This window comes from Pseudomonas sp. FW507-12TSA (assembly GCF_058781435.1).
In genome coordinates this window covers 98,710-110,966 of the sequence record NZ_JBYSWT010000016.1, presented here as the reverse complement: position 1 = coordinate 110,966, position 12,257 = coordinate 98,710, and the positions used below count along the sequence as shown (strand labels likewise).

The 12,257-nt window shown below is 63.4% G+C and carries 13 protein-coding genes and 1 pseudogene; 8 read left to right on the top strand and 6 right to left on the bottom strand.

From position 1 onward, the window contains the following. The first annotated feature begins 5 nt into the window (after window positions 1-5). Complete coding sequence (locus AC3WK8_RS16885; protein WP_158250055.1) at window positions 6-1,193, top strand: MFS transporter; 1,188 nt, start codon at window positions 6-8, stop codon at window positions 1,191-1,193. Here AC3WK8_RS16885 and AC3WK8_RS16880 read toward each other — a convergent pair. Further along, window positions 1,184-1,924 (bottom strand): alpha/beta fold hydrolase, encoded by a 741-nt coding sequence (locus AC3WK8_RS16880; RefSeq protein ID WP_103325312.1) that lies wholly within the window; start codon window positions 1,922-1,924, stop codon window positions 1,184-1,186. The two genes, AC3WK8_RS16885 and AC3WK8_RS16880, sit on opposite strands and share 10 nt — an antisense overlap. Before the next feature lie 361 nt (window positions 1,925-2,285). On the opposite strand from AC3WK8_RS16880, the gene lpxO reads away from it, so the two are divergent. The 3 genes from lpxO to AC3WK8_RS16865 all read left to right on the top strand — a co-directional run bounded on the left by lpxO (window position 2,286) and on the right by AC3WK8_RS16865 (window position 4,975). Further along, window positions 2,286-3,185, top strand: a complete 900-nt coding sequence (lpxO, locus tag AC3WK8_RS16875) for a lipid A hydroxylase LpxO (RefSeq protein ID WP_031319899.1) — start codon at window positions 2,286-2,288, stop codon at window positions 3,183-3,185. A gap of 195 nt (window positions 3,186-3,380) precedes the next feature. After that, on the top strand, window positions 3,381-3,746 hold the full coding sequence (locus AC3WK8_RS16870) for a hypothetical protein (protein ID WP_085597579.1): 366 nt from the start codon (window positions 3,381-3,383) through the stop codon (window positions 3,744-3,746). 77 nt (window positions 3,747-3,823) lie between these two features. Beyond that, complete coding sequence (locus tag AC3WK8_RS16865; RefSeq protein ID WP_085597580.1) at window positions 3,824-4,975, top strand: PQQ-dependent sugar dehydrogenase; 1,152 nt, start codon at window positions 3,824-3,826, stop codon at window positions 4,973-4,975. Between the two features lie 3 nt (window positions 4,976-4,978). Here the strand turns inward: AC3WK8_RS16865 and rimI are convergent, their stop codons facing one another. Then, window positions 4,979-6,091, bottom strand: coding sequence for a ribosomal protein S18-alanine N-acetyltransferase (rimI, locus tag AC3WK8_RS16860; protein ID WP_103325311.1), 1,113 nt, complete (start codon window positions 6,089-6,091; stop codon window positions 4,979-4,981). Between the two features lie 94 nt (window positions 6,092-6,185). Here rimI and AC3WK8_RS16855 point away from each other — a divergent pair, with 94 nt between their 5' ends. Together AC3WK8_RS16855 and AC3WK8_RS16850 are read left to right on the top strand one after the other, a co-directional pair. Further along, window positions 6,186-7,772, top strand: coding sequence for a RimK family ATP-grasp domain-containing protein (locus AC3WK8_RS16855; protein WP_103325310.1), 1,587 nt, complete (start codon window positions 6,186-6,188; stop codon window positions 7,770-7,772). Window positions 7,773-7,779: 7 nt separating this feature from the next. Continuing rightward, on the top strand, window positions 7,780-8,721 hold the full coding sequence (locus AC3WK8_RS16850) for a magnesium transporter CorA family protein (protein ID WP_103325309.1): 942 nt from the start codon (window positions 7,780-7,782) through the stop codon (window positions 8,719-8,721). A 3-nt stretch (window positions 8,722-8,724) separates the two neighbouring features. On the opposite strand, the gene map is transcribed toward AC3WK8_RS16850, so the two are convergent. Together map and AC3WK8_RS16840 are read right to left on the bottom strand one after the other, a co-directional pair. Further along, window positions 8,725-9,489, bottom strand: coding sequence for a type I methionyl aminopeptidase (gene map / locus AC3WK8_RS16845; RefSeq protein WP_085597583.1), 765 nt, complete (start codon window positions 9,487-9,489; stop codon window positions 8,725-8,727). Continuing rightward, complete coding sequence (locus AC3WK8_RS16840; protein ID WP_022638858.1) at window positions 9,486-9,686, bottom strand: ParD-like family protein; 201 nt, start codon at window positions 9,684-9,686, stop codon at window positions 9,486-9,488. The genes map and AC3WK8_RS16840 overlap by 4 nt, the downstream gene beginning before the upstream one ends. A gap of 274 nt (window positions 9,687-9,960) precedes the next feature. Between AC3WK8_RS16840 and ilvA the strand changes: the two are divergent. Next, a pseudogene (ilvA, locus tag AC3WK8_RS16835) lies at window positions 9,961-10,983 on the top strand (threonine ammonia-lyase, biosynthetic); the annotation flags it as partial. Window positions 10,984-11,016: 33 nt separating this feature from the next. On the opposite strand, the gene AC3WK8_RS16830 reads toward ilvA, so the two are convergent. Further along, complete coding sequence (locus AC3WK8_RS16830; protein ID WP_103325307.1) at window positions 11,017-11,322, bottom strand: NIPSNAP family protein; 306 nt, start codon at window positions 11,320-11,322, stop codon at window positions 11,017-11,019. A gap of 223 nt (window positions 11,323-11,545) precedes the next feature. On the opposite strand from AC3WK8_RS16830, the gene AC3WK8_RS16825 reads away from it, so the two are divergent. Then, window positions 11,546-11,812, top strand: coding sequence for a DUF1652 domain-containing protein (locus AC3WK8_RS16825; RefSeq protein WP_085597587.1), 267 nt, complete (start codon window positions 11,546-11,548; stop codon window positions 11,810-11,812). Window positions 11,813-11,842: 30 nt separating this feature from the next. Here AC3WK8_RS16825 and AC3WK8_RS16820 read toward each other — a convergent pair whose 3' ends face one another. Further along, complete coding sequence (locus tag AC3WK8_RS16820; protein WP_103325306.1) at window positions 11,843-12,217, bottom strand: hypothetical protein; 375 nt, start codon at window positions 12,215-12,217, stop codon at window positions 11,843-11,845. Window positions 12,218-12,257 lie beyond the last annotated feature (40 nt).

The window sequence follows — 12,257 nt, the reverse complement described above, 5'->3', positions numbered from 1 at the left end:
CGCTCGTGTCGCAGATTCAATTACATTCAGCCGCGCAACTGACGCAAGAGGGCGGGCAAGCTCCGGCCCTGGGCGCACCCAAGCGCTCCACTCAGCTGTCTTTCTTCATGGCCGGGTTCGCATTGTCTTCATGGGCGCCCCTGGTGCCTTTCGCCCAGGCGCGCCTTGGCGCAGATCCAGCGACCCTCGGTGCGTTGCTGCTTTGCCTGGGACTGGGGGCGATCATTGGCATGCCCGGTGCCGGCGCGCTGGCGGGACGCCTGGGGTGCCGGGCGCTGATCCTGGCCGGCGGGATCGGTCTGGTGGTTGCCTTGCCACTGCTGGCCATCGTTGCTACGCCCATGGCCCTGGGCCTGTGCCTGTTGCTGTTCGGTGCGTCCATCGGGGCTATCGACGTGGTGGCCAACATCCACGGGACCCAGGTGCAGAAGATCGCCAATATCCCGCTGATGTCGTTGTTCCACGGCCTCTACAGCATTGGTGGCCTGTTGGGAGCCGTGGCGGTGACGGCTGCGATCGCCGCCGGGGCCAGCCCGGCCCTGGCAGCCAGCGTGGCCGCCCTGGTCATCGCCTGTTGCCTGGTAGTGGCTGTTCCGGGCTTCCTGGCCAGCGAGACTGGCCAGAAGGCTCCATTGCTGGTCCTGCCCAAGGGGATAGTGGTGGTTCTGGGGCTCCTGGCCATGGTGATCTTCCTGGCCGAGGGCGCCATGCTCGATTGGAGTGCTTTACTGCTGGCCCAGGACAAAGGACTGGATGTCGGGCTCGCCGGCGCCGGTTACTCCTTGTTCGCTTGCGCAATGACCCTGAGCCGCCTGGTCGGCGACCGGATCGTCGCTCGCATAGGGGAGCGTTCGATGCTGCTGGCGGGCTTCCTGATCACCGCCGCAGGGCTGGGGCTGGCTGCTTGGGCCAGTAATCTGTTGGTGGTATTAGCCTGTATCGCCATCGCCGGGCTCGCGGCAGGAAATGTGGTGCCGGTGCTGTTTTCCCTGGCTGGTCGCCAGCAAGCGATGCCTGCGCCCCATGCGATCGCGGCCGCCAGCATGCTGGGTTATCTCGGGGTCCTGTTGGGCCCGGCCCTGGTAGGTTATGCCGCCCACGCGGTGGGCCTGGTCCGGTCCTTCCATGGCATCTGCATCCTGGTGGTGCTGGCCGCCTGCGCCATTCCCTGGACCATTCGCGGTCAGCGGTGAACCAGTGCCGGCTCTTGGTACTGGAGGCCTGGCAGCGCCTGGATGAAATGCCGCAGATGCTGCGCGGCCTCTGCCGGCGCCGCCTGGAGCAGGCAGTGGGGGCCGTCGATCTCGATCACCTGGGCATCCTGGCGCAGTTGCAGGACCAAGGCTGCCGCCGCTGCCGGCACCAGTCGATCCTGGCGGGCGCGCAGGTACATGAGCGGCAACTGCGAGGCGGCCAATGCCGCGCTGCAGTCCATATCACGCACGGCCAGCAGGCGTGCCCGCAGCACCGATGGCGCTACCTGGGCTATGGCCCCGGCCAGGGCTGTACGCAGTCCCGGGGTGGAAAACCTGCCCAGCAGCAGGGCAGCCATGGGCCACGACGGCAAATGATGCAGGGATACGAGCTTGAGCAGCCCCATCAGGGGGCTCAAGGCGGGGCGCGGGTTGCGCACGAAACTGGCGCACAGCACCAGGCCCAGCAGGCCAGGTGGCTTGCGTGCGGCAAGGCTCACCGCCACCGGGCCGGAGAAGGACTCTCCCAGGAGCACGAATGGCCGATCCTTGGGCAACTGCTCCCAGACCCGTTCTTGCAGGGCGGGATAATCCAGCGGCAGGTTGGCGGGATAGTCCAGCACCTGCACTGGCACGTCAGGGTCCAGGGTCTTGAGCAGTGGTTCGAACAGGCGGCCGGTGCCGTCCATTCCGGGCAGCAGTACCAGCGTCGGGAAGCGTGGCGGGAGCATGGTTCGGGCGATCCTTGCCAGGTGAGGGCGGTTGATGGCGCGCAGCATACGCTGTCCCATGCCACGCACACAGCAGTCGTGAGCCGTCAGGACGCAAAGCGGCTGTCCGTTGAGCTACGTCAAAACCTGCCGCAATTAACGCAGCGCGACTACAAAGTCTCCGCAGCTTTTCACAAATTTGGATTAACCCTTGGTTACAAACTGTGGCTAAAATGCCTGCCGACGGCCAGATGCCGAGAGCCGGACTGGCGACGGAGAGTATCGCCAGTCACGCTTTTTCAATTCAGACGCTGCCATTTGCCTCCGGCCCAGCGGGTTTGTGGAGGCGCAGCATGTTCCCTTCTGACGTGTGACGATTTCCGTGAAACTCATCATTGCCGCTGTATACGTTCTATCCATTGCATACGTACACCTGCGGGGGCGAGTGCGCCACAAACTGGGTCGCCAGCTCAGTGACCACTCCACCTTCCTGGCGCCGATCAACTGCTTCCTCTACCTGTTCTCCAAGCATCCGAACCGGCCGTACCTGGACCCGGCGGACTTCCCCGAAATGGAAAAGCTCAAGGAGCACTGGGAAGAGATCCGTGCCGAGGGGCAGAACCTGCTGCAGGCCGGCGAGATCAAGCGCTCCGACCAGTACAACGACGTGGGTTTCAACTCGTTCTTCAAGACCGGCTGGAAGCGTTTCTATCTCAAGTGGTACGGCGACAGCCATCCTTCGGCGATGAAGCTGTGCCCGCGGACCACCGAGCTGGTACAGAGCATCGGCTCGATCAAGGCCGCGATGTTCGCCGAGCTGCCCCCAGGCTCGAAGCTGGTTCGCCATCGCGATCCCTATGCCGGTTCCTATCGCTACCATCTGGGGCTGTCCACGCCCAATAGCGAAGGCTGCTACATCGAGGTCGACGGCGAGCGCTACCACTGGCGCGATGGCGAAGCGGTGATGTTCGACGAGACTTATATCCACTATGCGGAAAACACCACCGAGCAAAACCGCATCATCCTGTTCTGCGACGTCGAGCGGCCGATGAAATACCGCTGGGCCGCGGCGTTCAATGGCTGGTTCAGCCGCACCGTGATGTCGGCGGCCGGCTCGCCCAACGATGCAGGCGACAAGACTGGCGGCCTGAACCGGGCCTTCAATCGGCTGTACAAGATCCGCCTACGGGGCAAAGAACTGAAAAAACGCAATCGCGCGCGCTACTACCTGGAAAAGTGGGCGATCTTCGCCGCACTGCTGTTGCTGTTCATCTACATCTGATTACCCCCCGCTACCTGTGAGCTCTTCAGTGGCCAGGCTTGCACCGGCCCTGAAGAGTCCCGCCATTCCCGGTGCCCGCATCCTCCCGTGGACACCGGGCGTTACATCTCCCTCAAGATTATTTGATTAACAAAGCCGAACCCCGGGCGTAGCGTGGAATCGAATCCGATACCTTCGCTCCCGAGGAGATCTGTCATGAACAGTCCGGCTCGCGGCCTTGCCGCATTCCTTGTCCTGGCCTGGGCCGCCGGTACCGCCTGGGCCGCCCCGGAGCCATCCGGCCAGGTGGTGGGCACCTGGCAACTGGCGCAGAACCTGCCCAACAGCGGCAATAACGATCCCTACAGCAACCCGATTCGTCGGGCCAATCCCAACAGCATGCAAGGCACCCAGCCCGCCAACCCGCCAGTGCGCGGCCCCGGGACTGTGCCCTCGAGCCCAGCCCCCACTCTGGAGAACGGCGGGATCGGCAACGGCTATCCTCGTGGTGGGGTACAACGGCCCAACCCCGATCCACGCTTGCCAGCCCCCAGCTACGACGCCAACGGTAACCGGCGCTGAGAAGCCCACGGCCTTGCCAGGGGGCGCTGTACCAGCGGCCACCAGGGAAGCCCCTCGATCCGTACAAGGAACCCAGTATGTTGCGTAGAAGCCTGTTCACCACCCTGTGCACCAGCGTCCTGCTGGCTAGCGCCATACCGGCCCTGGCCGTCGACAAGCAGAGATTCGCCAGTGAGCTCGGCACCTTGAGCCTGGCCCCGGTGGTGCAAGGCCTGGACCATCCCTGGGCCCTGGCGTTCCTGCCGGATGGCCAGGGCATGCTGGTCACCGAACGGCCGGGCAACCTGCGCCTGGTGAGCCCCGACGGCAAGCTCTCGGCGCCCTTGAGTGGCGTACCGAAGGTGTGGGCCCAAGGCCAGGGCGGCTTGCTGGATGTGGCGTTGTCGCCGGATTTTGCCCAGGACCGCCTGGTCTACCTGTCTTACGCCGAAGGTGGCGGCCAGGGCGATACTGCCGGCACCGCAGTGGGCCGTGGCCGACTGGCCGAGGATGGCAGTGGGCTCAAGGACTTCCAGGTGATCTTCCGCCAGGAACCGAAGCTTTCCACCGGCAACCATTTCGGCTCGCGGCTGGTGTTCGATCGCGACGGTTATCTGTTCATTACCTTGGGAGAGAACAACGTGCGGCCCACCGCCCAGGACCTGGACAAGCTCCAGGGCAAGGTCGTGCGCCTGTACGCCGATGGCCGGGTCCCAGAGGACAATCCCTTCGTTGGCCAGGCCGGTGTGCGTCCGGAAATCTGGAGCTACGGCCAACGCAATCCCCAGGGAGCGGCGCTCAACCCCTGGAGCGGGACGCTGTGGGAAGGCGAGCATGGCCCCAAAGGCGGTGACGAGCTGAACATCATCGAGCGGGGCAAGAACTATGGCTGGCCCCTGGCGACCCATGGCATCGACTATTCGGGCCAGCCGATCCCCGAATCAGGCGGGCAGACCGCCCCGGGCACGGTGGCGCCGCAGCATGTCTGGGAAAAGTCGCCGGGCATCAGTGGCTTGGCGTTCTACGCCGCTGATCGCTTCAAGCCCTGGCAACACAGCGCCTTCATTGGTGCCTTGAGCAGCCAGCAACTGATCCGCCTGCAGTTCGATGGCGATCGCGTCGTGCATGAAGAACGTTTGCTGGGCGAGCTCAAGGCGCGTATCCGCGACGTGCGCCAAGGCCCCGACGGTTATCTGTACGTCCTCACCGACGAAGACCAGGGCGCCCTGTACCGACTCGGCCTGGAGTAAGCCTCAGGCACCTTGCGCGGGCTGGCGTGAATAGAGGACCACGGCGGCCCGCAGCTTGCTGCTGCCGAAGCTGCACATCTTTTCGAACTCCCGGTGGCTCACCGGCAGATGCTGGCAATCCATAGCCTGGCGATGCTGGCTATGGTCGACGTCGGGGTCGTGCAGGTAGACGAAGTCCTGGTCGCAGTCGGTGACCATCACCCAATGGGGCGCCTTGGAGCGGGTCAGTCGATAGCTGCTGATCAGCACCAATGGCTGGCCGCCGTCGTCCAGCAGGCGCGGCAGCTCCAGCGGTCCGCCGAGCACCTGCTGTACGTCGCTGGCATCCAATGCCTTGCAGAACTCGTCGTGGACCAGGCGCATGACGTCTTTTTTATGCTCGTCGCGTACGCCGTTGAGGAACAGCGGCCCGGCGCTGTTGACCTGCAAGCGTACGCCAAAGCCCCGGCGCCAAGCCGCCAAGGCCAGACCCTGGGGGCTGCAGCCACCGTGGCCGGCGGTCATGAAGACCGTGGTCGCCTCGCGCCAGATCTGCAGCTCCTCCCGGCGCTCCAGCAGTCGGCTCGGTTGCAACGCGGCCATGGCCATCAGCAGGCAGGCCGGGCCACAGGTGAAGTCGGTGGTCTGCTGGTAGTAGGGCACACGGATACTGCGGGTCTCACGATGCTCGCGGATGCGTTTTTCCAGGCGCAGGGCGTCGGCATGGTCCTCGTAGTAGTCGTGGAGCCTGGCGAAGCGTCGATAGCCGTGGCGTTCGTAGAGGGCGATGGCCGTGGGATTGTCGCTGCGCACCTCCAGGCGCAGGTAGGCGCAGTCGTGGGCCAGGGCGCAGTCCTCGATGCGTTGCAGCAGGCGCTTGCCCAGGCCCAGCCCCCGGGCATCGGCAGCGATGGCGATGGAGTACAGGCGCGCCAGGGAGGTGCCGCGGTGAAACAGCACCAGGGCGTAACCCAGCAACCGCTCCTGGTGCTGGGCCACCAGCAACTGCCCGTGGGCGCGGCTGATCATCCATTGGAAGCTGCGCGGGGTCAGGCGGTCGCTGGTGAAGCATTGCTGTTCCAGCTCCACCAGGGCCGCCAGGTCGTCGGGGGTTGCAGTGCGAAAGACAAGATCCATATGACCGCCGTAAAAGTTGCGTAATGAAACGAGACTTCAAAAAAAGTTCGTGCTTAATAGAAAGGGTCAGGTTTCTTCAGCGAGATCGAACTTTATGTCAGCGGTACAAAATCATTGGCCAGAAGTATCCGGGCAAAGTTTGCCGGCGGCAATCACTTCGAAAAGTTATTTGTCGGCAATCGATAAAGTTTCCAGCCAGGTCATCATCATTGTCGAGCGCAAGGAAGACTGGGCCTCGTATTTCCCCAGTGAAGATATCCTCACCGCCCAGGAGTACCTGGAGCACAGCTGCGAAAGCGCCCCGGGCAAGCGGGTCCAGGTCATCAACCTGTGCCGCAGCTACAAGTACCTGGGGCATGGCTACTACTGCTCGCTCCTGGCCGAGGCCCGTGGTCACCGGGTCATCCCCTCGGTTCGGACCATCAGCGAACTGACTCGCAAAGCCCTCTACGGCCTGGCGCTCGACGATCTGGACAAGACCCTGGAAAAGGCCTTGAGCCATCATCTCTACAGCGATACCGAAGGCTTTACCCTGACTCTGTATTTCGGCCGGACCCATATAGAGCCCTTGCAGGAGTTGGCCCGGCAGATATTCGAGTTGTTTCCATGTCCAATCTTGTTAGTTGACTTCAAGCGAACTAACAGCTGGCATATCGAGGGTGTGAAGTGCGGCGCCCTGCATAAGTTGCGAGAAGACCAGGAAGATCAGTTCGCCAACTCCCTGGACAGTTTTAGTCGCAAGGTCTGGCGTGTTCCGCGCTCCCGGCGCCTGGCCCGTTATGACCTGGCGATCCTCCATGATCCCCAGGAAGCCTTGCCGCCTTCCAATGCCCGGGCGCTGGAGAATTTCATTCGCGTCGGCAAGGGGCTGGGGATCGATGTGGAGCTGATCGAGAAGAAGGACTACACGCGCCTGGCCGAATACGACGCCTTGTTGATCCGTGAAACCACCAGTGTCGACAACCATACCTATCGCTTCGCCAAGAAGGCCGAGAGCGAGGGGCTGGTGGTGATGGACGATCCGGCTTCGATCCTGCGCTGCACCAACAAGGTCTACCTCAGCGACCTGCTCAAGGGCCATCAACTGGGAATGCCGGCTACCGAGATCCTGTACAAGGAGCGACCGCAGGACTTCGAGCGGGTGGGCGAGCGCCTGGGCTTTCCGCTGGTGCTGAAGATTCCCGACGGGTGTTTCTCCCGGGGGGTGATCAAGGTCGAGAGCCAGCAGGCGCTGCTGGAAGCCACCGCCGAGCTGTTCGAGCATTCGGTCCTGTTGCTGGCCCAGGAGTTCTTCTACACCGAGTACGACTGGCGCATCGGTGTACTCAACCGCAAACCGATCTTCGCCTGCCAGTACTTCATGTCCAAGGGCCATTGGCAGATCTACAACCACAAGGCCAAGGGCAAGGACATCAACGGCGAATGCCGGACCCTGGCGATCCACGAGGCGCCACGGGCCGTGGTGGAGCTGGCGGTCAAGACCGCCAACCTGATTGGCGACGGCCTCTACGGGGTCGACCTCAAGCAGGCCGGCGACAAGGTGGTGGTGATCGAAGTCAACGACAACCCCAATCTCGACGCCGGCGTCGAGGATGCCTACCTGCAGGACGACCTGTATTGCCTGGTGCTGGAGGAGTTCGTCCGCCGCCTCGAACTCAAGCGGCGTGGCCAGGCCTGGTGAGGTTGCGATGATCCAGAGCTATCGACTGAGCCATGGTGGCCTGTGCCCGGTGCCTGGCCTCGAGGCCCAGGTCATGCTGTTCAGCGATCCGGACCTGGCCGAGCGCGACCTGCTGCACAGCGCGTTCAAGCTCGATGCCCATGCCTTGGCCTCGGCGCTGGACCCGGACGAAGTCTCGCGCATCGAGTTTCACCCCGACTATCTGTTCCTGATCTGGAAACGCCCGGAGAACTATTGCGGTGCTGGCAGCCTGTCTTTCGAGGTGTCTTCCTGTGGCTTGCTGTTCGCCCCGGAGCGATTGCTGGTGATCGCCGCAGACGACACGCCGCTGCACGGCCTGGGCGCCAGGCACGACCTGCACACGCCCCAGGATGTGCTGCTGGACCTGCTGCTCAACAACATCCATCACTACCTGGGGCACTTGAAGGTGATCAAGGCGGTGGCCCGCGAGCTGCAACAGAAATTCAACCAGACCCTGGAGAATCGCCATCTGTTGCAGATGTTCAACCTCAGCGAAAGCCTGATCCACTACCTCAATGCCCTGCGCAGCAATGGCGCGGTGCTGACCCGCTTGCGCAACCACGCCGCCAAGGAACGCTTCTGCGGCCAGGCCATTGGCCGAATCGACGACCTGATCATCGAGAACGACCAGTGCTACAAACAGGCGGAGATCTATTCCACGGTGTTCGCCGGATTGATGGATGCCCGGGGCAACCTGATGAACAACAGCAGCAACCAGCTGTTGCGCAAGCTGACCCTGATCAACGTGGTGTTCCTGCCGCTGAACCTGATCGCCAGCATCGGCGGCATGTCCGAGTTCAGCATGATGACCGCTGGCACTCCCTGGTGGCTGTCCTATTCGCTGCTGTTGCTGGCGATGCTGCTGGCCGCGGTTGGCATGGCCCTGGGGTTGCGGCGGCTGGGGGGCCGCCGCGAACGGGCTGGCTGAGGCCTATTGCGGTTGCAGGGTCAGCACTTCGAAGCCGTCTCGGGTCACCGCCACGGTGTGTTCCCATTGGGCGGAGAGGCCGTGGTCGCGGGTGACCACGGTCCAGCCATCCTTGAGACCGCGAACCCGGGCGCTGCCCTGGTTGAGCATCGGCTCGATGGTGAAGGTCATGCCCTCGCGCAGTTCCAGCCCGGTGCCGGCCCGGCCGAAGTGCAAGACCTGCGGTTCCTCATGCATCTGCCGGCCGATGCCGTGGCCGCAATACTCACGGACCACGCTGTAGCCGTTGGCCTGGGCATGACTCTGGATCGCATGGCCGATATCGCCGAGCCGGGCGCCGGGTCGTACCAGGCGGATGGCGTTCCACATGGCCTGGAAGGTGGTATCCACCAGGTGCCGGGCCCGTGGACCGACATTGCCGATCAGGTACATCTTGCTGGAGTCGGCGATGTAGCCGTTCTTCTCCAGGGTGATATCGATATTGACGATGTCGCCATCCTTGAGCACGGCCTCGGAATGGGGCATGCCATGGCACACAACCTCGTTGATCGAGGTGTTGATGCAGTAGGGATAGTTGTACTGGCCCTTGCTGGCGGGGCGGGCCCTGAGCTCGTGGCGGATGAAGTGCTCCACGGCAGCGTCCAGCTCCAGGGTCGACAGGCCCGGGCCGACGAAACCGTCGAGGTAGGTGAACACCTGTGCCAGCAGGCGCCCGGATTCACGCATCAGTGCCAGTTGATCGGCGGTCTTGATCAGGGCCTGGGTCATGCGCGGCCCCTGAGCAGGTCGGGTTTGTTCAACAAGAGCTTGTTGATCAGGTCGTTGTAGGCCAGGTGCGGATTGAGTTCGGCCAGCAGGCCGATCTTCATCCAGAACTCGGCCTGGGCGTTGATCGAGCGATCCATGGCGGCGCTGGCCACGCGGATCTGTTCGTGCAGGTCATCGGAGATCTTGACGATACCCATGTCGCGGTAGGTTCTCTGTGGGAAATATACGGATCATATATGTTTCGTATATTTCACCTCAAGTGGCCGTTGCGATTGTTTTGCCGGGTGCTTGCGACGGGGCGATTATTTCGCTAATTTTCCGTCCATGACTTTTTCCGCCGTTCGTTCCCAGCCAAGCATTATTACCGCCATTACTCATTGGCGGGCTTGCTGACGACTGCACCCAACCCGCCCTGGAGGCGGGTTTTTTCTCTCTGTCTCCCGGGCTTCGTACACCGCCAGGAGATCCATCATGAGCCGCCGCAGCCCAACGCCCACTCCGAGTGCCGACATGGCCCTGCTGGAGCGCTATGTGAAGATGATTCTTGCCGCGCCGGTCTATGACCTGGCCATCTGCACGCCATTGCAGGCGGCGCCGGCGTTGTCCCTGCACCTGGGCAACCAGGTCCTGCTCAAGCGCGAGGACCTGCAACCGACCTTTTCCTTCAAGATTCGCGGCGCCTACAACCGCCTCGCGCAATTGAGCAGCGAGCAGAAGCAGCGCGGGGTGATCACCGCCTCTGCCGGCAATCATGCCCAGGGCGTGGCCCTGGCGGCGCGGGAGCTGGGGATCCAGGCCACCATCGTCATGCCCGAGACTACCCCAGAGCTCAAGGTCCTGGGGGTGCGCAGCCGTGGCGGTGACGCGCTGCTGCACGGCCCGAGCTTTCCCTTCGCCCTGGCCCATGCCCTGGAGCTGGCCGAGCGCAGCGGGCGCACCTTCGTGCCGCCGTTCGACGATCCCCATGTGATCGCCGGGCAAGGCACGGTGGCCATGGAGATCCTGCGCCAGCAACAGGGGCCGCTGGATGCGATCTTCGTCCCGGTGGGCGGCGGCGGGCTGATCGCCGGGATCGCCGCCTATGTGAAATACCTGCGGCCGGAAATCCGCATCGTCGGGGTCGAGTCCGAGCACTCCAACTGCCTGCAGCAGTCACTGGCCGCCGGGAAGCGGGTGACCCTGGCCTCGGTCGGCACCTTCGCCGACGGGGTCGCGGTGGCCCAGGTCGGCGAACATGGCTATGAAATCTGTCGGCGGCACGTGGACCAGGTGATCAGCGTCAGCAATGACCAGCTCTGCGCCGCCATCAAGGATATCTACGACGACACACGCTCGATCACCGAGCCTTCAGGAGCCCTGGCGGTGGCCGGGATCAAGCAGTACGTGGCCATGACCGGCGCGCGCGGCCAGACCCTGGTGGCCATCGACTCGGGGGCCAATATCAATTTCGACAGCCTGCGCCACGTGGCCGAGCGTGCCGCCCTGTGCAACCAGCCGCAGCCGGCCTGAGCCGGGCGCAGCCTGGGTTCAGGACAGCAGGCGGCGCAGGAAGCTGCGCTCGTAGCTGAGGATGAATTTCTTCTCCATTACCGAGGCCACCAGCGCCACGCTTTGCGGATCGCCAAGAGCTTCCTGGCGGTAAGCCTCGTAGTGCGCCAGGGAGGGAAAACTGAACAGGCAATAGGCAATGTTGCTGGCGCCCTCGCTGGGCAGGAAGTAGCCATGGTGGCTGCCGCCCAGGCGCTGCACCACGCCGATCCAGGCTTTGGCATAGGCTTCGAACTCGGCCAGTTGATAGGGATCGATCACATATTTGACGTGGCAGGTAATCAAGGCGCTGCTCCTGGTGACGGTTGGGGAAGTGCATCGAGTCGGGCCGAAAAAGCCGTTGCTCAGAGCCAAATCGAATTTAACAGACTCGGCAAAGCCGCATAGTCTGTAGCTTGGCCCCGTCTACAAGGACAATCAGGATCGGGCCTGGAACCCTCGAACACGGACGTCGCCCGCAGGCAGCCTGCCTGCCGATTGGCCGCCTCGAACAACGGAGAGAGTCGCCATGTTTCTATCTGCCCTGGAGCTGCGCAACATCATCGAAAGCAGCTTCCTGCCCAAGCGCTGCCAATGCACCCTGAGCCCCGAGCTGTCGATGACGGTAAAGGTGTTCGGCGAACATGAGCCCGATCGCGTCGACCTGCTGGTCACCGGTATCGACGCCGCGCAGCTCAACGGCTGTCGCGAAATCAACGAGCTGATCGCCGGGCTGCGCCATGACCTGGCCCAAGGTTCCGGACATGGTGTACCGCTGAGGCGGGCGCATTATTGAGTCCTTCGGGCCGCTCGCTACCGCGCTCGTTCAAGTAAGCCTGCGGGCCTGGACGAACCCCAGGCCCAGCAGCAATTCCGTACCCACCGCCAGGAAGATGCCCGCCCCGGCATTGCCATTGAGCCACTCCAGGGTCCCCAGCCCGGCAAGGGCGAAACAGCCGATCGCCATGCCATTGCCCAGGGCCTGGCGGGCAGGGCTGTGGCCCACGTCGCGAAACTGATGGAAGATCACCGCCAGCGCCAGGAACAGCAGGGCGTTGCGCCGTGCGACGAATCCCGCGACCGGGTTGTAGTCCAGGCCCCAGAGGGTCAGCAGCAGTCCTGGCGCGAGCCCCCAGGCCAGGGCCAGCAACAGGCAGATCAGGGCGGTCAGGCTGCACAGACGACGAAACGACCAGGACATGGCGATTCCTTGCACCAGGAAAAAGGGCGCCAAGGTTAGC

What these genes read in the sequence shown, in the direction of transcription:
- AC3WK8_RS16880 (WP_103325312.1), bottom strand. Translation starts at nt 1,924, where the DNA reads ATGCTCCCGCCACGCTTCCCGACGCTGGTACTGCTGCCCGGAATGGAC.
- AC3WK8_RS16870 (WP_085597579.1), top strand. Translation starts at nt 3,381, where the DNA reads ATGAACAGTCCGGCTCGCGGCCTTGCCGCATTCCTTGTCCTGGCCTGG.
- AC3WK8_RS16865 (WP_085597580.1), top strand. Translation starts at nt 3,824, where the DNA reads ATGTTGCGTAGAAGCCTGTTCACCACCCTGTGCACCAGCGTCCTGCTG.
- rimI (WP_103325311.1), bottom strand. Translation starts at nt 6,091, where the DNA reads ATGGATCTTGTCTTTCGCACTGCAACCCCCGACGACCTGGCGGCCCTG.
- AC3WK8_RS16855 (WP_103325310.1), top strand. Translation starts at nt 6,186, where the DNA reads ATGTCAGCGGTACAAAATCATTGGCCAGAAGTATCCGGGCAAAGTTTG.
- AC3WK8_RS16850 (WP_103325309.1), top strand. Translation starts at nt 7,780, where the DNA reads ATGATCCAGAGCTATCGACTGAGCCATGGTGGCCTGTGCCCGGTGCCT.
- map (WP_085597583.1), bottom strand. Translation starts at nt 9,489, where the DNA reads ATGACCCAGGCCCTGATCAAGACCGCCGATCAACTGGCACTGATGCGT.
- AC3WK8_RS16840 (WP_022638858.1), bottom strand. Translation starts at nt 9,686, where the DNA reads ATGGGTATCGTCAAGATCTCCGATGACCTGCACGAACAGATCCGCGTG.
- AC3WK8_RS16825 (WP_085597587.1), top strand. Translation starts at nt 11,546, where the DNA reads ATGTTTCTATCTGCCCTGGAGCTGCGCAACATCATCGAAAGCAGCTTC.
- AC3WK8_RS16820 (WP_103325306.1), bottom strand. Translation starts at nt 12,217, where the DNA reads ATGTCCTGGTCGTTTCGTCGTCTGTGCAGCCTGACCGCCCTGATCTGC.